Source organism: Streptomyces sp. LN549 (assembly GCF_043203805.1).
GTDB lineage: Bacteria > Actinomycetota > Actinomycetes > Streptomycetales > Streptomycetaceae > Streptomyces.
Genome location: NZ_JAZHRI010000002.1, coordinates 816,425 through 840,668 on the forward strand (window position 1 = coordinate 816,425; position 24,244 = coordinate 840,668).

Here is a 24,244-nt window from a genome sequence, read left to right on the forward strand (position 1 = left end):
TGGACAGATCCCCGAACTCACCGCTCACCCCTTGCTGGACCCCAGCGTGAGCCCCGCGATGAAGTGCCGCTGGATCAGCAGGAGGGTGCGGGGCGGCACAGGGGCAGGGTGATTCGCCAGTACTGGGTCCAGACGCCCGCACCGTCCACAACGGCCGCGCAGATCCGACCTGTCGTACGAGTGCGCCATGACCCTCCCCTCCGGAAGGCAACCCAACACAACCGAACGTGCACTTGGATCTCACTCCCAGCGAGCGGCGGCGTCAAGGGTTTTGACGAGACACCGAACAACCGACACCACCCTCTTCCAACAGACTTCAACACGCTCTAACGTAATCGCTCGTCTTGGCGTGTTCATGGCGCCACTCGATTCGGCACGAGCACGGAGGAACGTAACGATGCGTCAACTCCCAGGTCGCACAACCCGCACCAGCCGCCACAGAGTCATCGGAGCGCTGACCGCAGGCCTCCTGTGCGCGGCGGGAGCCACCGTTCCCGCCGTCGCGCAGTCCCCCGCCCCCGTCCTGTCGCCGACGGCAGGCGCACGAGCCGGCAACGGTCTCGCCCTCACACCCCCCATGGGGTTCAACAACTGGAACTCGACCCATTGCCGGGCCGAGTTCAACGAGGCGATGATCAAGGGAATCGCCGACATCTTCGTCGAGAAGGGGCTCAAGGAAGCGGGCTACGAGTTCGTCAATCTGGACGACTGCTGGGCGAAGCCGCAGCGCAATGCCGACGGCAAGCTGGAGGCCGATCCGGTGCGATTCCCGAACGGGATCAAGGCCGTCGCGGACTACGTCCACTCGAAGGGACTCAAGCTCGGCATATACACCAGTGCGGGCACCAAGACCTGCGACAGCGTCGGACTTCCGGGCGCGCTCGGGCACGAGTACAGCGACGCGCAGCAGTTCGCCGACTGGGGTGTCGACTACCTCAAGTACGACAACTGCAACAACCAGGGGGTGGACGCGAAGGAGCGGTATACGACGATGCGCGACGCGCTGGCCGCCACCGGCCGGCCGATCGTCTACAGCATTTGCGAATGGGGCGAGAACAAACCCTGGGAGTGGGCCGCGGATCTGGGCAACCTGTGGCGCACCACGGGTGACATCAACGACAGCTGGAGCAGCATGCTGTCGATCATGAAGCAGAACCTGCCGCTCGCCGCGGCCGCGGGCCCCGGCCACTGGAACGACCCCGACATGCTCGAGGTCGGGAACGGCGGGATGACGGACACCGAGTACCGCACGCACTTCTCCATGTGGTCGGTGATGGCCGCGCCGCTGCTCATCGGTTCCGATCTGCGCACGGCGACACCCGAGACGTATGAGATCCTCTCCAACCACGAGGTCATCGCCGTCGACCAGGACCCGTTGGGCAAACAGGGTGTCGTACTCTCCTCCGACGGCGGGCGGTGGGTCGTCGGCAAGGAGATGCAGGACGGCAGCCGGGTGGTGGCGCTGTTCAACGAGACCGGGAGCGCGCAGCGGATCTCGACGACGGCTGCGGCGGCGGGGCTTCCGCAGGCCGACGCGTACACCGTGCGCGACCTGTGGGCGCACACCACGCGCAACACGGCGGGCGGCCTCTCCGCGACCGTTCCGGCTCATGGGACGGTACTGCTGCGCGTCGCCACCGACAGCCACTGGGCGTCGTATCCGCCGGCCGTGGAACTGGCCCTGGACGGGAGCCCGTTGATGGAAGCCGGCCGCACGGCCCGGCTGACGACCACGGTCACCGATCTGGGACGTACGCCCGCCGTGAAGGCGTCGGCCGCACTCACCGCACCGTCGGGCTGGCAGGTCAGGGCCGACTCCGCGACCTCGACGGCAACCCTGCCGACGGGCAGGGCGCTGACCACGCGCTGGCGGGTGACGGCTCCGGCCGGCACGGCCACCGGCACATACGACCTGACGCTCACCGCCCAGTACCGCTCGCCCTCCGGCAAGGAGGTGCGGTCCTCCGTACCGTTCCAGGCCCATGTGGTTGTGGCTCCAACGCCCGGCGGCGGCTACCTGAGCGATCTGCCCCAGCTCTCCGCGGCCAACGGCTACGGACCGGTCGAGAAGGACACCAGCAACGGTGAGAGCGCGGCAGGAGACGGCAAGCCGCTCACCATCGGCGGCGAGGTGTACGCAAAGGGGCTGGGCGTGCATGCGGCCAGTGCCGTCGAGTACTACGCGGGCGGCGCGTGCAGCACCGTGACGGCCCGCGTCGGGGTCGACGACGAGAAGGGCGCGAAGGGAAGCGTGGCCTTCGAGATCTGGTCGGACGGCACGAAGGCGGCATCGACCGGCGTCCTGACCAACGCGATGGCAGCGCAGTCCGTCTCGGCGGACGTCAGCGGCGCGCAGGTCGTGCGTCTGGTGGTCACCGACGGGGGCGACGGCGTCGACTCCGACCACGCGGACTGGGCGGACCTCCGCATCACCTGCTGAGGCCGCCTGCCCGAGGGAACGGGTGGCGGCGTCCGACGTCGTCGCCACCCACGGGAGGCCGCGGTGCCCCCGGCGAGCACCGCTCCGGTCGTCCAAGGCCTTTCGTTCGGATCAGGGCGGTCCTCGCGAGACCCGGCATGATCCGAACGAGAGGGGCCCTAGACGGAAACAGCCCCGTCCGCACCCATGCGCGCGGCGAAGGCCGCCGCTGCCGCGCCCACCAGTCCCGCGTCATTGCCCATGACCGCCGGCGTCACGGTCAGCCGCTGGACGAAGGACAGCGTCGCGTACCGCCGCAGGGCGCTGCGCAGCGGGGCGAACAGCACATCGCCCGCGCCGGCCACTCCCCCGCCGATCACCGCGATGTCGATCTCGACCAGGGTGGCCGTCGCGGCGATGCCCGCGGCCAGCGCCTGTGCGGCCCGTTCGAACGAGGCAACGGCGACCGGGTCCCCCGCCCGCGCCGCGGCCGCGACCGCCGCCGCGGTCGTGTCACCGTCCGGGCCCGGACGCCAGCCGCCCTCCAGCGCGCGGCGGGCGATGTTGGGGCCGCTCGCGATGCGCTCGACGCAGCCGCGCGCGCCGCACGGGCACGGGTCCCCGTCGAGGTCGACGCTGATGTGCCCGATGTGGCCCGCGTTGCCGCTGGGGCCGGGGTGGAGTGTGCCGCCGAGGACGAGCCCGCCGCCGACTCCGGTCGACACGACCATGCACAGCGCGTTGTCGTGGCCGCGGGCCGCGCCCAGCCAGTGCTCGGCCGCCGTGATCGCGACCCCGTCGCCGACCAGCTCGACAGGGAGACCGCCGGTCGCCGCGCTCACCCGTTCCACCAGCGGGAAGCTCCGCCAGCCGGGCACGTTCACGGGACTGACCGTCCCGGCGGCGGCGTCCACCGGGCCCGCGCTGCCGATACCGACGGCTGTGGCCCGGCCCCACAGCGGCGATTCGGCCAGCTCCGCCAGCACGTCATCGACCGCCGTCATCACCGTCTCGCCGTCCTCGCGGGCGGGCGTCGGACGCTGCACCCGCACGCGGAGCGTGCCGTCGCCGTCCACCAATGCCCCGGCGATCTTGGTGCCGCCGATGTCCAGCGCGGCGACGAGGTCGGTATGCATGGGCGTGGCTCCGTGGGTGAGGTGGCGGGACCTGCGGCTTCAGTAAATAGTCTGCATAGTCTCCATTCCGCTGACAACGTTGTCCAGGGCCTATGCTCGACGCCACAGCTTCCGGCCTCCTCCGCGGCACTCTCCGCGGCCGGTCCGGATCGCCCGTACCCGACGACAGGACTGCGCACCGTGGCCGAGCCCACCCGTCACCCCGAGCCCCGTTACGGCAACCGGCCCACCATGAAGGACGTGGCCGCCCGTGCCGGAGTGGGCCTCAAGACGGTCTCGCGCGTGGTCAACAGCGAGCCGGGGGTCACGCCTGACACCGAGCGCCGGGTCCAGGAGGCCATCGACGCGCTGGGCTTCCGCCGCAACGACAGCGCGCGCGTGCTGCGCAAGGGCCGCACCGCCTCGATCGGCCTGGTCCTGGAAGACCTCGCGGACCCGTTCTACGGGCCGCTGAGCCGCGCCGTGGAAGAGGTGGCCCGCGCGCACGGCGCTCTGCTCATCAACGGCTCCAGCGCCGAGGACCCGGAGCGCGAGCAGGAGCTCGTGCTCGCGCTGTGCGCGCGACGCGTCGACGGGCTCATCGTGATTCCGGCCGGCGACGACCACCGCTATCTGGAGCCGGAGATCAAGGCCGGCATAGCGACGGTCTTCGTGGACCGTCCGGCGGGCCGTATCGAGGCCGACATGGTGCTCTCGGACAGCTTCGGCGGCGCCCGCGAGGGGGTCGCCCATCTGATCGCCCACGGCCACCGCCGGATCGGGTTCATCGGGGACCAGCCCCGGATCCACACCGCCACGGAGCGCCTGCGCGGATATCACACCGCCATGACCGACGCCGGGATCACGGTCGAGGACTCCTGGGTCTCGCTCGGCTCCACGGATCCCGAGCGGGTCCGCCCGGCCGCCGAGGCCATGCTCTCCGGCCCCGAACCCGTCACCGCCCTCTTCGCGGGCAACAACCGCGTGACCGTTACCGCGGTGCGCGTACTGGCCGGCCGGGAACATCCGGTCGCCCTCGTCGGCTTCGACGACATCGAGCTCGCGGATCTGCTCGGCATCACCGTCATCTCCCAGGACGCGGCGGCCGTAGGCCGCACCGCGGCCGAGCACCTCTTCCGACGGCTCGACGGCGCCGACCACCCGCCGGCACGCGTCGAGCTCCCGACGAGGCTGATCCCCCGCGGTTCGGGCGAGCTGCGCCCGGCCTGAGCCGGGGGGACTACGGCGCCGTCACGGTCAGTCCGCCACGCCGCGGTGAGGCGAAGGCGTCCAGGTCGGCGCGGGTCAGTCCGGTCAGCCGGGCCACCTCTGCGGTGTCCAGCGCGCCGCAGTCGATGCCGCGCAGCAGGTAGCCGCTGAGCGCCTTGGCGGTGGCGGGTTCGTCCATCACGTCGCCGCCCGTCCTCGCCACGTATGCGGCGAGCCGGGCCGCGGCCTGCTCCAGGCCCTCGCGGTAGAAGGTGTAGACGGCCGCGTAACGGGTCGGGAGGTGGCCCGGGTGCATGTCCCAGCCCTGGTAGTAGGCGCGGGCCAGGGCGCGCCGGGTGAGGCCGTAGTGAAGCCGCCAGGCCTCGTGCACCTGGGGGGTGGGGCCCACGGGCAGGACGTTGGTGGAACCGTCGGAGACACGTACGCCCGTGCCCGCGGCGGCCACCTGCATCACGGCCTTCGCGTGGTCGGCCGCCGGGTGGTCACTCGCCTGGTACGCGGCGCTGACCCCGATGCAGGCGCTGTAGTCGAACGTGCCGTAGTGCAGACCCGTCGCGCGGCCCTGCGCGGCGTCGATCATGCGGGCGACGGCGGCGGTGCCGTCGGCGGCGAGGATCGACTGACTGGTCTCGATCTGGATCTCGAAGCCGAGCCGCCCGGAGGGCAGTCCGTGCACCTCCTCGAAGGCTTCGAGAAGCTGGACGAAGGCGGTGACCTGTTCGGGGTACGTCACCTTCGGCAGGGTGAGCACGAGCCCGTCGGGAAGGCCGCCCGCCTCCATCAGGCCCGTGAGGAAGACGTCCGTGGTGCGGATGCCCCGGTCGCGTACTGCCGCTTCCATGCACTTCATCCGGATGCCCATGTACGGCGCCGCCGTGCCGTTCGCGTACGCCTCCGAGATCAGCCGGGCCGCACGGGCCGCGGCCTCGTCCTCCTCGGCGTCGGAGCGGGGGCCGTAGCCGTCCTCGAAGTCGATGCGGAGGTCCTCGACGGGCTCACGGCTCAACTTGGCGCGCACGCGGTCATGGACGGGGCCGGCGAGGTCGGCCGGGATGCCGAGCACGGCGGCGAAGGAGGCGGCGTCGGGGGCGTGCTCGTCGAGCGCCCGCAACGCCTGGTCACCCCAGGAGCGGATGGTGCCTGCGGTGAAGGTGTCCCCGGGCACGTAGACCGTGTGGACGGGCTGGCGCGTTCCGGGGTCGCCCGGGTAACGGCGGGCGAGCTCGGCGTCCACCGCTGTGAGGGAGGCGCTGATCCCGTCACTGACCGCACCGGCGAGGCTCGTCGCCACCTTCTCCTGCTGACCCATTTCCGCACCCTCCACGCTCTCGCTGTTTCCGCTTCCCGGAATCAACAATCCGTATAGTGAAGTTATAAGGCTGCCGTATCTGCGTCAATGGTGATCGGAAACGGTGCGGGGCCGCGCGGTGGGTTCACCGTGCGGCCCCGGACTGCGGGTCCTGCTCTCGTGCCGTGTGCCGTGCGGCGGGGTCAGCCCTTGCGGGCGGTGACCTCGTCGGTGAGCTGCGGGACGACGTTGAAGAGGTCACCGACGACGCCGTAGTCGACGAGGTCGAAGATCGGGGCCTCGGCGTCCTTGTTGATCGCCACGATCGTCTTCGAGGTCTGCATACCCGCCCGGTGCTGGATCGCGCCCGAGATACCCGAGGCGATGTACAGCTGCGGCGAGACGGACTTACCCGTCTGACCCACCTGGTTGGAATGCGGATACCAGCCCGCGTCCACCGCCGCACGCGACGCACCCACCGCCGCACCCAGCGAGTCCGCGAGCGCCTCGATGATGTGGAAGTTCTCCGCACCATTGACACCACGGCCACCCGAGACCACGATCGCGGCCTCCGTCAGCTCCGGACGCCCCGTCGACTCACGCGGCGTCCGCGACAGCACCTTCGTACCCGTGGCCAGCGCGGAGAACTCCACCGCCAGCTCCTCCACCACACCCGCACCCGCGACCGGCTCCACCGGAGCCGAGTTCGGCTTCACCGTGATCACCGGCACCCCACGCGAGACACGCGACTTCGTCGTGAACGACGCCGCGAACGCCGACTGCGTCACCACCGGACCCTGCTCACCCGCCTCCAGGTCCACCGCGTCGGTGATGATCCCCGACCCGATTCGCACCGCGAGGCGGGCGGCGATCTCCTTGCCCTCCGCCGACGACGGCACCAGCACGGCAGCCGGGGACACCGCGTCACAGGCGGCCTGGAGCGCGTCCACCTTCGGCACGACGAGGTAGTCGGCGTACTCCGACGCCTCCGACACCAGCACCTTCACCGCACCGTGCTCACCCAGTACGCCGGCCGTTCCGGCGGCACCGGCACCCAGCGCCACCGCGACCGGGTCACCGATCCGGCGGGCGAGCGTCAGCAGCTCCAGCGTGGGCTTGCGGACGGCACCGTCCACGTGATCGACAAAGACGAGAACTTCAGCCATGGGACTTCAATCTCCTGCGAGGGAACGAAGAAACAACGAAGGAATGCGCGAGCGGGGCTCAGATGAACTTCTGGCCGGCCAGGAACTCGGCCAGCTGCTTACCGCCCTCGCCCTCGTCCTTGACGATCGTGCCCGCCGTACGCGCCGGACGCTGCGCCGCCGAGTCGACCGCGGTCCACGCACCGGCCAGGCCGACCTCGTCCGCGTCGATCCCCAGGTCGTCCAGATCCAGCGACTGAACCGGCTTCTTCTTCGCCGCCATGATCCCCTTGAACGACGGGTAACGGGCCTCGCCCGACTGGTCGGTCACCGACACGACCGCCGGCAGCGACGCCTCCAGCTGCTCGGACGCCGTGTCGCCGTCCCGACGGCCCTTCACGACCCCGCCCTCGACCGACACCTCCGACAACAGCGTCACCTGCGGCACACCCAGCCGCTCCGCGAGCAGCGCCGGAACCACACCCATCGTGCCGTCCGTCGACGCCATCCCCGAGATCACCAGGTCATAACCCGTCGCCTCGACCGCCTTCGCCAGCACCAGCGACGTCCCCATCGCGTCCGTGCCGTGCAGATCGTCGTCCTCGACGTGAACAGCCTTGTCCGCACCCATCGACAACGCCTTGCGCAACGCGTCCTTGGCATCCTCCGGACCCACCGTCAACACGGTGACCTCCGCATCGTCCGCCGCGTCCGCGATCTGCAACGCCTGCTCGACCGCGTACTCATCCAGCTCCGACAGCAGCCCGTCGACATCCTCACGATCCAACGTCAGGTCATCGGCGAAATGCCGGTCACCGGTCGCGTCGGGCACGTACTTCACACAGACAACGATCCTCAAGCTCACGCCGGCTCTCCTACTGCATCGTCATTTCCGGGCTGCCTTGTTGCACGCAGCATAGGCGCCTGATGGGGCGATTTCCGGTCGGGGCGACCGATGCTCCGACCGTAATATTACTCGCCAGTACACCCATTGGTTGCCCATTGAGCAAGCGCTTTGCACTGTGATCTGGCCTACGCTCGGCGCCCTGGTGCCCCGGGGGATCTCAGTCTCGCAGAGCCGTGAACCTGCCCTGGTGATAGACGAGCGGCCTGCCGCCGCCGGCCGGGTCGCCGACGACCGCCTGCGCGATCACGATCCGGTGGTCCCCCGCCGGAATCCGCGCCACGACCCGGCAGACGAGCCAGGCGAGCACGCCGTCCAGCACCGGGACGCCTTCCGGTCCGCTGCGCCAATCGGTGGACGGACCGAAGCGGTCGGCGCCGCTGCGGGCGAAGGTGGCGGCCAGGTCCCGCTGATGCTCGCCGAGTATGTGGACACCGATGTGGTCGGCCTCCGCGACGACCGGCCAGCTGGAGGACGAGGTGCCCACGCCGAAGGAGATGAGCGGCGGATCGGCGGCGACGGAGTTGAGGGAGGTGGCGGTGAAGCCCACCGGCCGGTCACCGGCGGCGGTGATCACGGCGACACCGGCGGCGTGCTGCCGGAACACGGAACGCAGGAGGTCCGGGGATGCCGTCCGGGGAGTACCGGTCTCGGGTGATGCCGTCATGGAGATGTCCTTCTGCGCGTCGGAAGTGCGGGGCCGTGGATGCTCAGGCATCCGGACAGCGCGCACTCGCGTGGCGGGCGAGGTCGATGTGGACCCGGCCGTGGAGAAGGAGTTCTGGCGGCATAGCGTCACAGTGACGATGTGTGGCACGTGCAGTCAAGAGCGTCCCACAAGGTGGGAGAAGCATCACGGTCCGTCACATCGCCTGCCCCAGCGCGGCGACGACGTCGACGGTGCGTGGCTGCCCGACAGCCCGGCGGACGACCAGGCCGGAGGCGTCGAGGACCAGGACGGTCGGGGTCCGGCTGACGCCGAGCGCGCGCACGAGAGTGAGATGCGCCTCGGCGTCGATCTCCACGTGAGCGACGCCCTCGACCATGCCGGCCACCTCCGTGAGGGTGCGACGGGTGGCCCGGCAGGGCTGGCAGAACGCGCTGGAGAACTGGACCAGCGTGGCCCTCTTCCCCAATTCCACGCCGAGTTGGGCTGCATCGAGCCTGTCCGCACGTGCCCGCTCGTCCACCTTCGGCCTCCTGTCAGAGCTCTACGCAAAGGATCAGCACCCGCGGCAGCCTGGGCATTCCCCACCGTTCCACGTGACGAGAATCTCGCGCCCCACGCCCGCCGAGACTGGCCACCACGACGCGTATGGGGCACGATCGGCCCAATGCCGAAAACCTACGGCTGCGTAACTTCCGCCGGGAGAACCCTCCCCAGGCGCTGAAGAAGGGTCTTCTCCAGATGGCAGAACTCGTCTATCGGCCGGTCATCGGCGCCGCTCGTACGTTTTTCAAGGCGCTCGACCTGAAGATCGACACTCAGGGTTCGGAGCACATCCCGAAGACCGGTGGCGCGGTTCTGGTAAGCAACCACATCAGCTATCTGGACTTCATCTTCACCGGGCTCGCGGCGTTGCCGCAGAAGCGGCTGGTGCGGTTCATGGCCAAGGAATCGGTGTTCCGGCACAAGGTCTCGGGCCCCTTGATGCGCGGCATGAAGCACATCCCGGTCGACCGCAAGCAGGGCGAGGACGCGTACGAGCACGCGCTGGCCTCACTGCGTTCCGGCGAGATCGTCGGGGTGTTCCCCGAGGCGACGATCTCGGAGTCCTTCACCCTGAAGAGCTTCAAGTCGGGTGCGGCACGCCTGGCCCAGGAGGCCGGCGTGCCGCTCATCCCGATGGCGCTCTGGGGCACCCAGCGCCTGTGGACCAAGGGCCGCCCGCGCAACTTCAGGCGCAGCCACATCCCGGTGACCATCCGGGTCGGTGAGCCGGTGGAGGCCCCCACCGACCAGTACGCGGGCGCGATCACCCGTCGGCTGCGAGAGCGCGTGCAGGAGCTGCTCGAAGCGGCCCAGCGCGCCTATCCGGTACGCCCGAAGGACGCGAGTGACACCTGGTGGGTGCCCTCGCATCTCGGAGGTACGGCTCCGACGGCCGCCGAGGTCCGCGAGCGCAGCTGACCCCACCCTGCGGGGCCGCGGCTGAAACGTCCCTCCGGGGTACGGACGCGGCTCCGGGCGGGCCCTCCCCGGCCTCGGGAGAGTCCGGCGCCGGCTGCTCCGGGCCGCCCGCGGTCAGAGCTCTGTGGGCAGCTTGCGCCAGAGCTCCGTCCGGTCGCCGGCCGTCCGCAGGGCGCGCAGAACCTCCGGATGCGGTGCCGCATGGAGCAGCGGGTAGTCCACTTCGTTGAACTCCGGCCGGACGGGCCAGGCCAGCCGCTCCCCGTCCAGCGAGAACTGCGCGTCCACGCCCGGCCGGTTGCCCCGCGGATCCTGCCGGTCCCAGCGCGCCCGGCCGGGAAGCCGCAGTGCGATCAGACCGTGGAGCACTCCGGGATCTCCGTCGTCGTCCGCGAGCCCCTGATAGCAGAGGGCCGCGGGGATGCCTTCCGCGCGCAGCAGCGCGGCCAGGGCGTGCGATTTCGCGTGGCAGATGCCGTTGCGGGTGGCGAGGACGTCCGAGGCGCGCCAGGCGACCCTCATGTCACCCGAATCGACGGAGTGGACGACGGTGTCGCGTACAAAGCAATAGGCCGCCTGCGCGTATGAGTATGCGTCTACCGACTCGGAACGCAGCCGTGCGGCCACCTCACGCACCAGCGGGTGTTCATGGTCGATCGCGTCGTCGGCGGCCAGATATGCAGAGATTTCCGGGACCTGCTGTACGAGTTCCATGGCCGCAGAGCATAGAGATGCGGCCGACCGGAAGTCAATGAATTTCCGGTCGACCGCATACTCATGCATCGAGTTACTGTGTGGCCATTTCTTCCTTGAGGGCGAGGACGAACGCGTCGACATCGTCCTCGGTGGTGTCGAAGGCGCACATCCAGCGCACGTCGCCGGCCTTCTCGTCCCAGAAGTAGAACCGGAAGCGCTTCTGCAGCCGCTCGCTCACCTCGTGCGGCAACCGCGCGAACACGGCGTTGGCCTGGACGGGGTAGAGGATCTCCACGCCGCCCACCGCCCGGACACCCTCGGCGAGCCGCTGAGCCATGCTGTTGGCGTGCCGGGCGTTGCGCAGCCACAGGTCGCCCGCGAGCAGCGCCTCCAGCTGTACCGAGACGAAGCGCATCTTGGAGGCGAGCTGCATCGACAGCTTGCGCAGGTGCTTCATCGCCCGGACGGCGTCCGGGTTCAGCACCACGACGGCCTCGCCGAAGATGGCCCCGTTCTTCGTCCCGCCGAAGGAGAGCACGTCGACCCCGACGGTGTTGGTGAACGTACGCATCGGTACGTCCAGGGAGGCCGCGGCATTGGCTATGCGGGCCCCGTCGAGGTGAACCTTCATGCCGTGCCCGTGCGCGTGCTCGCAGATGGCCCGGATCTCGTCGGGCGTGTAGACCGTGCCCAGCTCGGTGTTCTGGGTGATCGAGACGACCTGCGGCATGGCGCGGTGCTCGTCGTCCCAGCCGTACGCCTGCCGGTCGATGAGCTCCGGCGTGAGTTTGCCGTCCTCGGTGGGCACGGTGAGCAGCTTCAGGCCGCCGACCCGTTCCGGCGCGCCGCCCTCGTCCACGTTGATGTGGGCGGACTCGGCGCAGATGACCGCACCCCAGCGGTCGGTCATCGCCTGGAGCGAGACCACGTTGGCGCCGGTTCCGTTGAAGACCGGAAAAGCCTCGGCGGTGGGGCCGAAGTGGCTGTGCATCACGCGCTGGAGGTGACCGGTGTAGTCGTCCTCGCCGTAGGCGATCTGATGGCCGCCGTTGGCGAGGGCGAGGGCCGCGAGGACCTCAGGGTGGGTCCCCGCGTAGTTGTCACTGGCGAATCCGCGTACCTGCGGGTCGTGATGACGACGCGCGTCGGTCCTTACGGTTGCGGGGTCAGCCACAGGCGCTTTCCGTTCACTTCCGAGGCGGGCCGGTCCCAGACGCCGGCGATGGCATCAGCCAGCTCCTTGACGTCGGTGAAGCCCGCGAACTTCGCATTCGGGCGCTCGGCGCGCATCGCGTCGTGCACCAGTGCCTTCACGACCAGGATCGCAGCCGCGCTCTGCGGCCCCTCCTCGCCCCCCGCCTTGCGGAAGGAGTCAGCGAGCGCGAGGGTCCACGCCTCGGCCGCCGCCTTCGACGCCGCGTAGGCGGCGTTGCCCGCGGTGGGGTTGCTCGCGCCGGCCGCGCTGATCAGCAGGTAGCGGCCGCGGTCGCTGCGCTGCAGACCGTCCTGGAAGGCCAGCGAGGTGCTCTGGACGGTGCGGATCAGCAGCTTCTCCAGCAGCGTCCAGTCGGCGAGGTCGGTCTCGGCGAAGCTCGCGCTGCCGCGCCAGCCCCCCACGAGGTGGACCAGACCGTCGATCCGGCCGAACTCCTTCTCCGTCTTGGCTGCCCATTCACGGGCGGCACCCAGGTCGAGCAGGTCCACGGTGTCGCCGGTGACGGTGGCGCCGCCGTGGGCGTAGCGGGCCGCGTCCACGGCCTCGGCGAGCCGGGTGGCGTTCGCGTCCGAGGCGACGACCACCGCGCCCGCTTCGGCGAGGCGGAGCAGGGCCGCACGGCCGGCCGGGCCGGCCGCGCCCGCGACCGCGACGACAGCGCCTTCGAGGGCACCGCTCCCGTTGCCCTTGCCGTTTCCGTTCATGGCCACCGCCTCCTCATGACGTGCGCTCACGCGGCCGCCTGCCCGGCGTCCGCGGCGGTGATCCCCTTGGTAGAGGCGATCACGTTCTTCAGCTTCTTGGAGAGCGCCTCATAGAACATGCTCAGGGGAAACTCGTCCGGAAGCACGTCGTCGACGAGCTTGCGGGGCGGCTGGGAGAGGTCCAGCGCATCAGGACCCTTGGCCCAGCGCGATCCCGGATGCGGTGCGAGATACGTGGCGACCAGGTCGTACGCGGCGAACCAGTGCACCAGCTTGGGGCGGTCGATGCCGTCCCGGTACAGCTTCTCGATCTCGCCGCAGAGCTGATTGGTGACCTGCGGGGCCCGCTCCCAGTCGATCTTCAGGGTGTTGTCCGTCCAGCGCACGACATCGTGCTTGTGGAGGTACGCGAAGAGCAGCTGGCCGCCGAGACCGTCGTAGTTGCGGACGCGCTCGCCGGTGACGGGGAAGCGGAACATCCGGTCGAAAAGCACGGCGTACTGCACGTCGCGGCCCTGCCCGAAGCCGTCGGCCTCCAGCTTCACGGCCTCCTTGAAGGCGGTGAGGTCGCAGCGCAGCTCTTCGAGCCCGTACATCCAGAACGGCTGGCGCTGTTTGATCATGAAGGGGTCGAACGGCAGGTCGCCGTGGCTGTGGGTGCGGTCGTGGACCATGTCCCAGAGCACGAAGGCTTGCTCACAGCGCTGCTGGTCGCCGACCATCTCGCGGATGTCCTCGGGCAGCTCGACGCCCAGGAGCTCGACGGAGGCCTCGGTGACGCGGCGGAAGCGGGCGGCCTCACGGTCGCAGAAGATGCCGCCCCAGCTGAAGCGCTCGGGGGCCTCGCGCACCGCGATGGTCTCCGGGAAGAGCACGGCGGAGTTGGTGTCGTACCCGGAGGTGAAGTCCTCGAAGGTGATGCCGCAGAACAACGGGTTGTCGTAGCGGGTCGCCTCCAGATCGGCGAGCCACTCGGGCCAGACCATCCGCAGCACGACCGCTTCGAGGTTGCGGTCGGGATTGCCGTTCTGGGTGTACATCGCGAAGACCACGAGGTGCTGGAGCCCGTCGACGCGGCGCTTTGCGGGCTGGAACGCCAGCAGCGAGTCGAGGAAGTCCGGGACACCGAATCCGCCGGCGGCCCAGCGACGCAGGTCCGTGACGAGGGCGCTGTGGTAAGCGGCGTCGTGCGGGAGCAGCGGTGAGAGCTCCTCGACCGCGGCGACCACCCGTTCCAGGGCCGCCTCGGCGGCTGCCGGGGCGGGCGCGCCCTCGGCGTCGAAATCGATGGATCCGTCCTTCGACTGCCAGGGGCGGATCTCCTCCACGGCATCCTTGAGCGCGGGCCAGGCAGGGTGCTCGATCACCCGCTGGGCGGAAGCTATGTCGCCGGCGGCGACGTCGTGCACAAGAATTTCCGTCATAACACTTCCTCCACGGGAGAACCTCGCGTCAAGCAACCGTATCCGTGTGCGGTTCCCCGAGACAAGTGGGGGCCTGGAAATTATCCTGCCCACCCCCACGGTCACCGCGATTTTTCCTGCCGTGCAACGCTTCGGCGAACTCTTCCGTGCACGGGCGAGCTCCGACAGGAGAGCGGCGGGCCGGAAGCAGCACACCCCGCCGCATCCCTTCGCACACCTGCCCGGCAACCCAGCACAGGACACGCTCACGTACGAGTGACACAGCTCGCGGCGGGCGGGCCGCTGCGGGTAGGACGGACGGCATCCGCCCCTCGTACGCACTCGGGAGAACCCGCGCGTGAGCATCCGTGCCGTCCTGGTCGCCGCCGTCATCACCGGATTCCTGCTCGGCACCGCCGACGTCCAGGGACACGGGGCCACGCCCCCGCGCACGGCCGGCCCCCACTCCGCGACGGGACACCGGGCAGCCGGATCTGCGGTCATGCCGTAGCGCCGCGTGGGTAGGCACACAGGGAGAAGCCGTCGACGGAAGCGAGAGTCCCTTGTCTTTTCTCACCATCGGTCATCGCGGGGTGATGGGTGTCGAGCCGGAGAACACGCTGCGGTCGTTCGTCCACGCCGAGCAGGCCGGGATGGACCTCATCGAGCTGGACCTTCATCTGAGCAAGGACGGCGCCCTCGCCGTCATGCACGACGCCGAGGTGGACCGGACGACCGACGGCAAGGGCCCGATCGCCGAGAAGACCCTGGCAGAACTGCGCGAGCTCGACGCCGGACAGGGAGAGCGGGTGCCGGTCTTCGAGGAGGTCCTGGATGCCGTGCGCTCCCCCTTGCAGGCGGAGATCAAGGATGTGGCCGCCGCCCGCACACTGGCCGAGGTGATGCGGCGGCGCGATCTCGTCGACCGGGTCGAGGTGATCTCGTTCCACGACGAGGCGATCGCCGAGATCACTCAGCTGGTGCCGGGGGTGCGGACCGCCCTCGTGGCCAGCCGCTGGGGCGACGACGTGGTGGACCGCGCGAAGGCGGTGGGCGCCACCCGGCTGGTGCTCAACGTCCGGCGCATCACGCTGGAGTTGGTCGAGAGGGCCCATGCCGAGGGGCTGACGGTGGTCGGCTGGGTGGTCAACACCCAGGACCATCTGCGGCTGGCCCGCGGGCTCGGACTCGACGGCGCGACCACCGACTTCCCCGAGATCCGCCGCGCGGGCCGTTTCACGGCGTAGCCGGCACATGGGCTCCGGGGCACCGCACAGCCGACCCGCGAGCCTCGGGTCAGCCCTCGGGCAGGTCCTTGACCAGCAGTTCGAAGGCGAGGTCGTCGCGCTGCGGGACACCGAAGCGCTCATCGCCGTACGGGAACGGGCTCAGCTGCCCCGTACGGCGATAGCCGCGGCGCTCGTACCAGGCGATCAGCTCGTCACGCACCGAGATCACGGTCATGTGCATCTCGCGCGCCCCCCAGCTCTCCCGGACGGTGCGCTCCGCCTCGGCGATGATCACCTTGCCGAGCCCCGCGCCCTGGAGCGAGGGGCGGACCGCGAACATTCCGAAGTAGGCGGCCTCACCCCGGTGTTCGAGCTGGCAGCAGGCGACCGGCTCGCCGTCGCGTTCCACCACGAGCAGCCGGCTGCCGGGGTCCTCCACCACGGCGCGCACTCCCTGCGGGTCGGTGCGCTGCCCCTGCAGGATGTCCGCCTCGGTGGTCCATCCCGCGCGGCTGGAGTCACCGCGGTACGCGGACTGGATCAGCTCCACGAGCGCGGGCACGTCTGCGTCGGTCGCGTCGCGGAAGGTCAGCTGACCCGAGTTGCGGGGCGGGGCGGTGTCCATGATGAGGCTCTCCGTTTCGCTGCTGTCGCCTTGCGGCAGCAGCGTAACTCCCGGGTGCCGGTCCGAGGACGGGCGCCGGTCTCTGCGCTGAGTCGCCGGAACCCGGTGTGCCGGCGACGCGGCCCTGCACTTCACCACCGCCGCGCGCTCCCCCTTCACCCCAGTGCGCCGCGTACGGCCGTCCCGCCGCGGGCATCGACTGGACGACGGCGATGTCATTCGCCCAGGGGAGGTTCTGCTGTGCACGGACCTGCGACGTCCGGCTGGCTGCTGATGGCGCTGTGCGCCGTGACGGGCGCGTACTGCCTGCTGCGGGCCCGCAGCGGGAGCGGTGAGGAACGCAGGACGGCGCGAGCGGAGGCGCTGATGGGCTTCGGTATGGCCGCGATGGCGGTGCCGGCCGCCGTCGTCGCACCGCCCGCCTGGGGATGGGCGTTGTACACCGTGCTGTTCGGCGTCGCCGCGCTGCGCGCCCTCTGGTTCTCGCGCCGTAGCGGCCACCATCTGCACCACCTGGTCGGCTCGTCGGCGATGGTCTACATGTCCGTCGTGATGGCCCGGTCCGGCGGGGCGGGGCACGGCGGTCACGCATCGCACGCCATGGCCGCCGCGGGGGGCGTTCCCCTGCTGACCGGGCTGCTCCTCGCCTACTACGCCGCTTACGTGCTGCGCTCAGGCACCCGGCTCATACCGGTGCCCGCGACGGCGGCCGGGGGCGGGGCCAGGGCAGGCGGGCTGTCTTCGGGCGGGCTGTCGGCGGGCGGCTGGGGGGCACGGCCGGAGCTGACGCTGGCCTGTCGGCTGACCATGGGGATAGCCATGTTCGCCATGCTGCTCACCCTGTGAGACAGGGGGCCCGGCAAACCGTGGCGTACGTCACTTGCTGAGCGCAGCCATACCCTGCGTGCCATGCCGCTCATAGGCTGACGCCATGTTGGTCTCCCTCGCGCTGCTGCTGCTCGGTGCACTGGCCGCCGTCGTGACCCCGCGGCTGATGGCGCGGGCCGAATGGCCGGAGCGCGAGCCTGTGGTGGCGCTGTGGGTCTGGCAGTGCGTGGTGGCCGGTGTGCTGCTGTCGTTCGGGTTGTCCATGACATTCAGTGCGGCGGCAGCCTGGCAGGCGGTGCGCGGCCATGTGTTCGCACCTGCCCCGCACGCCGTCGTCGAGGCGTATGCGCTCGCGGCCTACGGACCGTGGTCGGCCGTGATGGCCGTGCTCCTGGCCCTCGGTGGCGTGTGGACCGGCGCGATGCTGACCCGCGAGATCCGCCGCGTGCGCCTGGAGCGCAGGCAACGGCGGGCCGAACTCCTGGTGCGTTCACCGCTGCTGCCCGGCGAGGTGCCGAGCAGCGGCCGGCTGGTTGTCCTGGAGGGGGAACGCCCCGACGCCTGGTGGCTGCCCGGCACGGCGCCCCGGCTCGTCATCACCACCGCCGCACTGGGGCGATTGAAGGGCCGTCAGCTCGATGCGGTGCTCGCTCATGAGCAGGGGCATGCGAACGCGCGCCACGACTGGCTGCTCAACTGCTCGGCGGCGCTCGCATCCGGGTTTCCGCAGGTTCCGGTGTTCGCGGCGTTCCGCGGCGAGATGCACCGGCTCGTCGAACTGGCCGCCGACGACATGGCTTCCCGGCGCTTCGGCCGGCTGACAATCGCACTGGCGCTGGTCGAACTCAACGAGGACCGTGGGGTGTTCGGCCCCTGCCCGACGCCGGATGCACAGATGCCGCTGCGGGTGAACCGGCTGCTGGCGCCCGCGGGCCGACTCACGGCGGGCCGTAGGCTGCGGCTGACCGCGGCAGCCACGCTCCTGCCGGCGATTCCGCTCCTGGTGGCGTTCGTTCCGGCGCTCAGCGCACTGGGGTAGGGCCTCTCGTACTGAGCGCACCGGGCAGGCGGTCCCAGTCCTTACGGGCCCGCCCGGCAGCAGCCGAGACCCGTCGAACGGCCCCACCGCGCCGGGATGGCCGTACGCCCCGCCCGTCGGCGAGGATCCCCTCATGCACTCCCCGCCCCTCTCCCCCTCGCGCCACACCCGCACCCCCTCTCCGGCACCGTGGACAGGGGCCGTCTGCGGAGCCCTTGCCCTGGTGCTGCTGGGCCTGGTCGCCGCGCGATGGTCTCCCCTGATGCGTCTGGACCGCGACATCGCCGAAGCCCTGCACCGGCGGGCGGTGACGGAGCCCGGCCTCGTCCATGTGAACCGGGTGCTGACGGACTGGCTGTGGGACCCCTGGACGATGCGCGCGCTGATCGCCGTCGCCGTGGTCGTCCTGTGGCTGCACGGGACCCGGGTGCTCGCGGTCTGGGTGGCGGTGACGAGTCTGGTCTCCAGCCTTCTCCAGCAGGGCATCAAGGCCGCCGTCGGCCGGGAGCGCCCCCGATGGCCCGACCCCGTGGACTCCGCCCACTACGCGGCGTTCCCCTCCGGACACGCGATGACGGCCATGGTGAGCTGCGGTCTGCTGCTGTGGCTCCTGCACCGGTCCGGCGCCCGCCCCTGGATCCGGCGGACGGCCCTGGCCGCCGCCGGAATCTCGGTGCTCGGCGTCGGTCTGACCCGGCTCTACCTGGGCGTGCACTGGCCGTCCGACGTACTGGGCGGGTGGCTGCTGGGGGCCGCCCTGACCGCCTTCGCGGTAGCCGGATACGAACGGTTCGCCTCCCGCCGTCGCGCGGACGAGGATGGTTGAGCAGGGCCACCTTGCCCCGCCCGGACCGCGTCGACGAGGATCGGGCCATGCCGATCAAGGGTGCACTCTTCGACTTCTCCGGGACACTGTTCCGGATCGAATCCGTCCGTTCCTGGCTCGCTGCGACCCTCGCCGAACGAAAGCTGAGCGTGGACGATGCCGACTTCGAGCGGTACGTACAGGAACTGGAGGCCGCCGGCGCACTGCCGGGCGGCCCCGCTCCGCAGCGGGTGCCCGCAGGGCTGGCGTCGGCCTGGGCCTCCCGGGACGAGAGCGCGCACCGGCACCGTGAGGCGTACACCGGCCTGGCCCGCCAGGTGGAGCTGCCGGATCCGGGGCTCTACGACGCCCTGTACGACCGGCACCGGACCCCGGCGGCCTGGCGTCCGTATCCGGACGCCGCGGAGGTGCTCGCCTCCCTGCGCGATGGGGGTATCGCGATCGGCGTGGTCAGCAACATCGGGTGGGACCTGAGGCCGGTTTTCCGGGCGCACGGCCTGGACGCCTATGTGGAGGCCTATGTGCTGTCCTTCGAGCACGGAATCCAGAAGCCTGACGCACGTCTCTTCCACACCGCCTGCACACTTCTGGGACAGGATCCGACCGATGTGGTGATGGTCGGCGACGACCGGCACGCGGACGGCGGGGCGTCCGCACTGGGCTGCGAGGTGCGGTTCGTGCAGCATGCGCCGGTGGACGAGCGGCCGGACGGACTGCGGGAGCTCGGACTGGCCACCGAGGTTGCCTGACAGACATGTGAGAGATGTCCCTGACGCGCCATGGGTCGGATTGTCACATCGGGGCCTTAGCCTGGTAACCATGTCCCCGACTCCGTGCCCATCCGGTTCCGTGCGTTCCGCCGCAGTGGTGAATGAAGACATTCGCGACCTGTGGCAGCGCTCGGGCGGATGCCTGTCCCCGGAGGACGAGGAGGAGTACCAGCGACTGCTGGTCGAGTGGGCCGCGGCCACCGGCGGGAGCGCCAGGTCCGCCGCCTGAGCACCCTGCGCACCTGGCGGCACAACGGCCGGCGCAGGCCCGCTGAGGCCTTCCTGATCCACTGCGGAGCCGTGTTTCCGGTTCGCTGTGCGGCAGCCGTCGGCACGTCGCACCCTGGAGGCATGACTTCTCCCCCGATCGTGATCTTCCGGCCGTCCCCCTCCGGCGGGCGGCGCGTCACCGTGCAGCGCGACGGGCGGGTCCAGATACTCGGCCTCGCACACTCGGATCACGATGTGATCGTGTTCCTGGAGGGTGCGGGGCTGGACGACCCGGAGCGGATCCTGGACAGCCCCGAGTGGGTCGATTGGCGGGGCGGCCGGGCGCACCGCTACGAGGCCGCCTGAGACGTCTGATTCCGGCGATCCCCTGCGTCGCCGGAACCAGCCGGTCACCCCGGCCGGCAGTGCCGGCCGAGGACCGCGCGACGGACTGCGTACGTCAGCCGGCCGGTGCGGGGGTACAGCATGTCCCGGCGCGGCGGATCGGTCAATGAACACACGCGCCGTACGAAAGCCGGCCCCGCCGGGCGGAGACCCGGGCGGGACCGGCTGCACGGTCCGGCGGTCAGCCGGCCGCCGGGTTCACCGGCCGGCCACCGGCGGGCACAGTGGACTCAGAGGGCTCAGCGGTCGAAGTAGTCAGGCTGCGTCTGGACATTGAGCTCGTCCGTCCGCACCCGCTTCGCCGGGTCGGTCCGCCGGTCGTCGATCTTCAGGACGTCGAAGCCCTTGGCTATGTCGTTGGAGTAGATGTAGCCGTTGTAGTAGTACGCCGACCACGGGCCGGCCGTGGTGACCTCGTCCGTGGTGACGGGACCGCGCTCGAAGAAGCCGATCTCCTTCGGGTGGGACGAGTCGGTGAAGTCCCACACCGAGACACCGCCCTGGTACCAGGCCTGGACCATCAGGTCGCGGCCCTTGACCGGAATGATCGAACCGTTGTGGGCGACACAGACCTCGGTGTCGGCCTGCGGACGGTCGATCTTGAAGTAGCTGCGGAAGACGAGCTTGCGGTGGTCGCCCTTGCCGACGATGTCGTAGATGCCGTCGGCGCCGCGCTTCGGACCGATCTCCTCGTTGCAGGTGGCCGCGCCACCGCCGCCGAGCTCGTCGGTGAAGACGACCTTGTCCGCCCGCTGGTTGAACGTGGCGGAGTGCCAGAACGCGAAGTTCACGTTGTCCTGCACCCGGTCGATGATCTTCGGGTTCTCCGGGTCCTTGATGGAGAACAGCAGACCGTCACCCATGCAGGCACCGGCGGCCAGGTCCTTGGACGGCAGCACGGTGATGTCGTGACAGCCGGTGGTCTTGGAGACGCCCGGGTTGGTGGGACCGCCCGGGTTCCCGCCGTCCGGGAAGAGGACCGGGAAGTTCACGATGCGGGCCTCTTCGGGTGCCTTGCGCGGCACCTTGATGACGGAGATCCCGTCGTGCGGCGGCTGGCAGTCGGGGAACGTCTCGCTCGGCGAGTACGAGGAGACGTACACGTAGACGTTGTTGCGCTCGGGAACCAGCGTGTGGGTGTGCGATCCGCACGAGGTCTCGACGGCGGCGACGTACTTCGGGTTGCGCTTGTCGCTGATGTCGAAGACCTTCATACCCTCCCAGGAGGACTTCTCCGTGGCGGGCTGGGTGGTGCTGGTGCACGAGTTGTCGCTGCGCGAGGAGTCCGTGGACAGGAACAGCAGGTTGCCGGAGACGGAGATGTCGTTCTGCGAGCCGGGGCAGAGGACCTGGGCGACCGTGCGAGGCGTCTTCGGATTGCTGATGTCGAAGATCCGGAAGCCGTCGTAGTTTCCGGCGAAGGCGTACTTCCCCTGGAAGGCCAGGTCCGTGTTCAGCCCCTTGAGTGCGTCCTTGGGGACATTGGCGAGGTGGGTGATGTTGCGGCTGTGGACGATCTCGTCCACTCCGGGTATCTCACCGCTCGTGATCGCGGCGGCCGCCTCCGCCTCCTGGCTCGCGGAGACATCGGTTCGGCTCGCGGCCGCGTCACCGGGGTCGGGTGTCGCGGCCGCGGGCCCGGCCATAAGCAGAGTGGCGAAGAGCCCGGCGGCGGCTGCCGCCACGCCCAGACGTCTGCGCCGCACCGGGATGGTGTGCAACGAGGTCACTGCGTCCTCCCATGGATCCGTATGTAGTTGACCGGTTCACGGACTCCGGCAGTATCGTCCTTGCCATGGGCATCTCAACAGACGGCAACAGAGACGTAATGAAAGTTTTTGATCAAAGCTGTGCGTTGACGTGCTAGGACAGAGCGCAATCGCTCCTGCGCCAACGGAGGTCGCTTTGTTGATTCGTCGTCAGACCCTGCGGTTCCGCAGATTCGCCCTCGGTGCGGCCGTCGCGGCAGTCGTACTCACCTCGGCCGGCTGCGACGCGGGGAGTGGTGACAGCGGCTCGAAGTCCGATGCCCACGGGGCCGGTTCGGTGGTGGCGCCCGGTAAGCCGGGCGAACCCGCACGCACGCTCTCCCCCTCGGAGGCCGTCAAGGAGGCCGGGGTGGACACCCCCAACTCGGCGGACGTCCGGTATGTGCAGCTCATGATCCAACACCACGAGCAAGCCCTGGAGTTGACGGAACTCGTACCCACCCGCTCCCGCTCGGCGACGGTCAAGAGGCTCGCCGAACGCATCACCGCCGCCCAGCAGCCCGAGATCGGCGCGATGGAGGGGTGGCTCTCCCGCCACGGCCGGTCCGGACAGCCCGGCAAGCACGACCACGGTGCGATGCCCGGCATGGCGACAGCCGGCCAGCTGGAGAAGCTCAGAGCCGCGAAGGGGACGGCCTTCGACCAGTTGTTCCTCAAGCTGATGATCACGCACCACCAGGGGGCGATCACCATGGCGACCGACGTCCTCTCGGAGGGGAACAATGTGCAGGTCGAGGAGATGGCCGGTGACGTCGTGGCCCAGCAGACAACCGAGATCAGCCGGATGCGCGCTCTCTCCTCCTGAGGACTGACGGCCCCCGAAGGGCACATGGCGCCAAGAGCACAGGGCGCGCCTCTCCCCCGCCGGGCCCGCCGGTGCGATGCTGGAGACACCCTCAGGGAAGAGGTGCGCCGTGCTTCGTGTCGCCGTCGTCGGCTCCGGCCCCAGCGGGGTCTACACCGCCCAGGCCTTGGTGACCCAGACCCTGGTGCCCGATGTGAGCGTGCATGTCCTGGACCGGCTGCCCTGTCCGTACGGACTCGTGCGGTACGGCGTCGCACCGGACCACGAGAAGATCAAGTCTCTGCAGCAGAACCTGCGGGCCGTCCTGGAGCACGAGCGAGTCACTTTCGTCGGCAATGTCGGCGTGGGTGGGGACGGGGTGCCGGCCGGACGGCTGGCCGAGCTCTACGACGCGGTCGTCTACTGCGTCGGAGCGGCCACGGACCGCCCGCTGGGCATCCCCGGCGAGGAGCTGCCCGGCAGCCACTCGGCGACCGAGTTCGTCTCCTGGTACAGCGCCCACCCGGATACGGCCGCAGGTCTCTTCGCGCTGCGCGCCCGTTCGGTCGTCGTGATCGGCGTCGGCAATGTGGCGGTCGACGTGGCGCGGATCCTCGCACGGGGAGCAGACGAGCTGCGGCCCACCGATGTGCCGCAGCCCGCGCTCGGTGTCCTGGCAGACAGCCGGGTGCGCGAGGTGCACATGGCGGGCAGGCGGGGGCCCTCCCAGGCGCGGTTCACCACCAAGGAGCTCCGCGAGCTCGGCACGCTCCCCGGGGCCCGGATGGTCGTGGACCCGGCGGAGCTCGCCCTGGACCCGGCGTACGGCGGCACGGCACCGGGCGCACCGCCGCTGCCGGCGCTGGTGCGGCGGAACCTCGACGTGCTGCGCGGATGGGCTTGCGAGGCGCCCCGGCCCGGCGACGACCGGTCCAGGACCATCGGGCTGCGGTTCTTCCTGCGCCCGGTCGAGCTGCTGGAGCGCGGCGGCCGGGTGGCCGGTGTCCGGTTCGCCCGTACGGCCCCGGACGGCGACGGCGGGGTGCGCGACACCGGTACGTACGAGGAGATCGGCGCCGAGCTCGTCCTGCGGGCGGTCGGCTACCGGGGCATGCCGCTCCCCGGGCTTCCGTTCGACTCGGTGCACGGGACGGTGCCCCATCGGGCCGGGCGGGTGCTGCGGCACGGAGTGGCGTCGCCCGGGGAGTACGTCGCGGGGTGGATCAAGCGCGGCCCGACCGGTGTCATCGGGTCGAACCGTTCGTGCGCGAAGGAGACCGTCGCGTCGCTGATCGAGGACGCGCCTTTGCTCATGGGGCGCGTGTCTGCCCCGGATCCACTGGCCGTGCTCCGGTCGTGGGGGCTACGGCCGGTGGAGTGGGACGGCTGGCTGTCGATCGAGCGGGCCGAGGCGGCCCTGGGGCGCTCGCTCGGCCGGGGGCCCGTGAAGATCCCGGACTGGCCGGGGTTGATGGGGGCGGCAGGCGGCGGTCCGGTGTGACGGATGG

25 protein-coding genes are annotated in these 24,244 nt (G+C 70.2%); 13 read left to right on the forward strand and 12 right to left on the reverse strand.

Features of this window, described 5'->3' with window-relative positions:
- Positions 1 to 397: 397 nt before the first annotated feature.
- The gene (locus tag SH922_RS03705; RefSeq protein ID WP_393054622.1) at positions 398 to 2,440 is read left to right on the forward strand and encodes an NPCBM/NEW2 domain-containing protein; all 2,043 of its coding nucleotides are present in this window, start codon (positions 398 to 400) and stop codon (positions 2,438 to 2,440) included.
- 158 nt (positions 2,441 to 2,598) lie between these two features.
- Here SH922_RS03705 and SH922_RS03710 read toward each other — a convergent pair whose 3' ends face one another.
- Positions 2,599 to 3,555, reverse strand: a complete 957-nt coding sequence (locus SH922_RS03710) for an ROK family protein (RefSeq protein ID WP_393054624.1) — start codon at positions 3,553 to 3,555, stop codon at positions 2,599 to 2,601.
- Between the two features lie 180 nt (positions 3,556 to 3,735).
- Here SH922_RS03710 and SH922_RS03715 point away from each other — a divergent pair, with 180 nt between their 5' ends.
- On the forward strand, positions 3,736 to 4,764 hold the full coding sequence (locus SH922_RS03715) for a LacI family DNA-binding transcriptional regulator (protein WP_393054626.1): 1,029 nt from the start codon (positions 3,736 to 3,738) through the stop codon (positions 4,762 to 4,764).
- Between the two features lie 10 nt (positions 4,765 to 4,774).
- Here the strand turns inward: SH922_RS03715 and SH922_RS03720 are convergent, their stop codons facing one another.
- The 5 genes from SH922_RS03720 to SH922_RS03740 form a co-directional block, all read right to left on the reverse strand.
- Positions 4,775 to 6,073: a DUF6986 family protein gene (locus tag SH922_RS03720; RefSeq protein WP_393054628.1), complete on the reverse strand. Its 1,299-nt coding sequence runs from the start codon at positions 6,071 to 6,073 to the stop codon at positions 4,775 to 4,777.
- A 182-nt stretch (positions 6,074 to 6,255) separates the two neighbouring features.
- Positions 6,256 to 7,218 carry an electron transfer flavoprotein subunit alpha/FixB family protein gene (locus SH922_RS03725; RefSeq protein ID WP_393054630.1) on the reverse strand — a complete coding sequence of 321 codons (963 nt, stop codon included), beginning with the start codon at positions 7,216 to 7,218 and terminating at the stop codon, positions 6,256 to 6,258.
- Positions 7,219 to 7,276: 58 nt separating this feature from the next.
- A complete protein-coding gene (locus SH922_RS03730; RefSeq protein WP_393054632.1) occupies positions 7,277 to 8,062 on the reverse strand; it encodes an electron transfer flavoprotein subunit beta/FixA family protein in 786 nt (261 codons plus the stop codon).
- Positions 8,063 to 8,261: 199 nt separating this feature from the next.
- A complete protein-coding gene (locus SH922_RS03735) occupies positions 8,262 to 8,768 on the reverse strand; it encodes a flavin reductase family protein (RefSeq protein WP_393054634.1) in 507 nt (168 codons plus the stop codon).
- 196 nt (positions 8,769 to 8,964) lie between these two features.
- Entirely contained in the window at positions 8,965 to 9,291 is a 327-nt protein-coding gene (locus tag SH922_RS03740; RefSeq protein WP_393054636.1) for a TlpA family protein disulfide reductase, read from the reverse strand.
- A gap of 218 nt (positions 9,292 to 9,509) precedes the next feature.
- Between SH922_RS03740 and SH922_RS03745 the strand changes: the two genes are divergently transcribed.
- Positions 9,510 to 10,232 (forward strand): lysophospholipid acyltransferase family protein, encoded by a 723-nt coding sequence (locus SH922_RS03745; protein WP_393054638.1) that lies wholly within the window; start codon positions 9,510 to 9,512, stop codon positions 10,230 to 10,232.
- A gap of 114 nt (positions 10,233 to 10,346) precedes the next feature.
- Here the strand turns inward: SH922_RS03745 and SH922_RS03750 are convergent, their stop codons facing one another.
- From SH922_RS03750 to SH922_RS03765, 4 genes are all read right to left on the reverse strand, one after another.
- Complete coding sequence (locus tag SH922_RS03750; RefSeq protein ID WP_393054640.1) at positions 10,347 to 10,946, reverse strand: transglutaminase family protein; 600 nt, start codon at positions 10,944 to 10,946, stop codon at positions 10,347 to 10,349.
- 73 nt (positions 10,947 to 11,019) lie between these two features.
- Complete coding sequence (locus tag SH922_RS03755; protein WP_393054642.1) at positions 11,020 to 12,102, reverse strand: threonine aldolase family protein; 1,083 nt, start codon at positions 12,100 to 12,102, stop codon at positions 11,020 to 11,022.
- Positions 12,081 to 12,848 (reverse strand): SDR family NAD(P)-dependent oxidoreductase, encoded by a 768-nt coding sequence (locus SH922_RS03760; RefSeq protein WP_393063455.1) that lies wholly within the window; start codon positions 12,846 to 12,848, stop codon positions 12,081 to 12,083. The genes SH922_RS03755 and SH922_RS03760 overlap by 22 nt, the downstream gene beginning before the upstream one ends.
- 26 nt (positions 12,849 to 12,874) lie before the next feature.
- A complete protein-coding gene (locus SH922_RS03765) occupies positions 12,875 to 14,272 on the reverse strand; it encodes a DUF6421 family protein (RefSeq protein WP_393054644.1) in 1,398 nt (465 codons plus the stop codon).
- Positions 14,273 to 14,609: 337 nt separating this feature from the next.
- Between SH922_RS03765 and SH922_RS03770 the strand changes: the two genes are divergently transcribed.
- Both SH922_RS03770 and SH922_RS03775 read left to right on the forward strand, forming a co-directional pair.
- On the forward strand, positions 14,610 to 14,762 hold the full coding sequence (locus SH922_RS03770) for a hypothetical protein (protein WP_393054646.1): 153 nt from the start codon (positions 14,610 to 14,612) through the stop codon (positions 14,760 to 14,762).
- Between the two features lie 52 nt (positions 14,763 to 14,814).
- Positions 14,815 to 15,498 (forward strand): glycerophosphodiester phosphodiesterase, encoded by a 684-nt coding sequence (locus tag SH922_RS03775; RefSeq protein ID WP_393054648.1) that lies wholly within the window; start codon positions 14,815 to 14,817, stop codon positions 15,496 to 15,498.
- Positions 15,499 to 15,547: 49 nt separating this feature from the next.
- Here SH922_RS03775 and SH922_RS03780 read toward each other — a convergent pair whose 3' ends face one another.
- Positions 15,548 to 16,105: a GNAT family N-acetyltransferase gene (locus SH922_RS03780; RefSeq protein WP_393054650.1), complete on the reverse strand. Its 558-nt coding sequence runs from the start codon at positions 16,103 to 16,105 to the stop codon at positions 15,548 to 15,550.
- A gap of 240 nt (positions 16,106 to 16,345) precedes the next feature.
- Here SH922_RS03780 and SH922_RS03785 point away from each other — a divergent pair, with 240 nt between their 5' ends.
- The 6 genes from SH922_RS03785 to SH922_RS03810 all read left to right on the forward strand — a co-directional run bounded on the left by SH922_RS03785 (position 16,346) and on the right by SH922_RS03810 (position 20,144).
- A complete protein-coding gene (locus tag SH922_RS03785) occupies positions 16,346 to 16,951 on the forward strand; it encodes a DUF5134 domain-containing protein (protein WP_393054652.1) in 606 nt (201 codons plus the stop codon).
- An 85-nt stretch (positions 16,952 to 17,036) separates the two neighbouring features.
- Positions 17,037 to 17,972, forward strand: a complete 936-nt coding sequence (locus SH922_RS03790) for a M56 family metallopeptidase (protein ID WP_393054654.1) — start codon at positions 17,037 to 17,039, stop codon at positions 17,970 to 17,972.
- 133 nt (positions 17,973 to 18,105) lie between these two features.
- Complete coding sequence (locus SH922_RS03795; RefSeq protein WP_393054656.1) at positions 18,106 to 18,798, forward strand: phosphatase PAP2 family protein; 693 nt, start codon at positions 18,106 to 18,108, stop codon at positions 18,796 to 18,798.
- Between the two features lie 47 nt (positions 18,799 to 18,845).
- On the forward strand, positions 18,846 to 19,547 hold the full coding sequence (locus tag SH922_RS03800; protein ID WP_393054658.1) for an HAD family hydrolase: 702 nt from the start codon (positions 18,846 to 18,848) through the stop codon (positions 19,545 to 19,547).
- 70 nt (positions 19,548 to 19,617) lie between these two features.
- Positions 19,618 to 19,797: a hypothetical protein gene (locus tag SH922_RS03805; RefSeq protein WP_393054660.1), complete on the forward strand. Its 180-nt coding sequence runs from the start codon at positions 19,618 to 19,620 to the stop codon at positions 19,795 to 19,797.
- A gap of 122 nt (positions 19,798 to 19,919) precedes the next feature.
- Entirely contained in the window at positions 19,920 to 20,144 is a 225-nt protein-coding gene (locus SH922_RS03810) for a hypothetical protein (RefSeq protein WP_393054662.1), read from the forward strand.
- A gap of 278 nt (positions 20,145 to 20,422) precedes the next feature.
- On the opposite strand, the gene SH922_RS03815 is transcribed toward SH922_RS03810, so the two are convergent.
- A complete protein-coding gene (locus tag SH922_RS03815) occupies positions 20,423 to 21,913 on the reverse strand; it encodes an LVIVD repeat-containing protein (protein WP_393054664.1) in 1,491 nt (496 codons plus the stop codon).
- Positions 21,914 to 22,088: 175 nt separating this feature from the next.
- Between SH922_RS03815 and SH922_RS03820 the strand changes: the two genes are divergently transcribed.
- Both SH922_RS03820 and SH922_RS03825 read left to right on the forward strand, forming a co-directional pair.
- Complete coding sequence (locus tag SH922_RS03820) at positions 22,089 to 22,757, forward strand: DUF305 domain-containing protein (RefSeq protein ID WP_393054666.1); 669 nt, start codon at positions 22,089 to 22,091, stop codon at positions 22,755 to 22,757.
- Between the two features lie 109 nt (positions 22,758 to 22,866).
- Positions 22,867 to 24,237: an FAD-dependent oxidoreductase gene (locus SH922_RS03825; protein WP_393054668.1), complete on the forward strand. Its 1,371-nt coding sequence runs from the start codon at positions 22,867 to 22,869 to the stop codon at positions 24,235 to 24,237.
- Positions 24,238 to 24,244 lie beyond the last annotated feature (7 nt).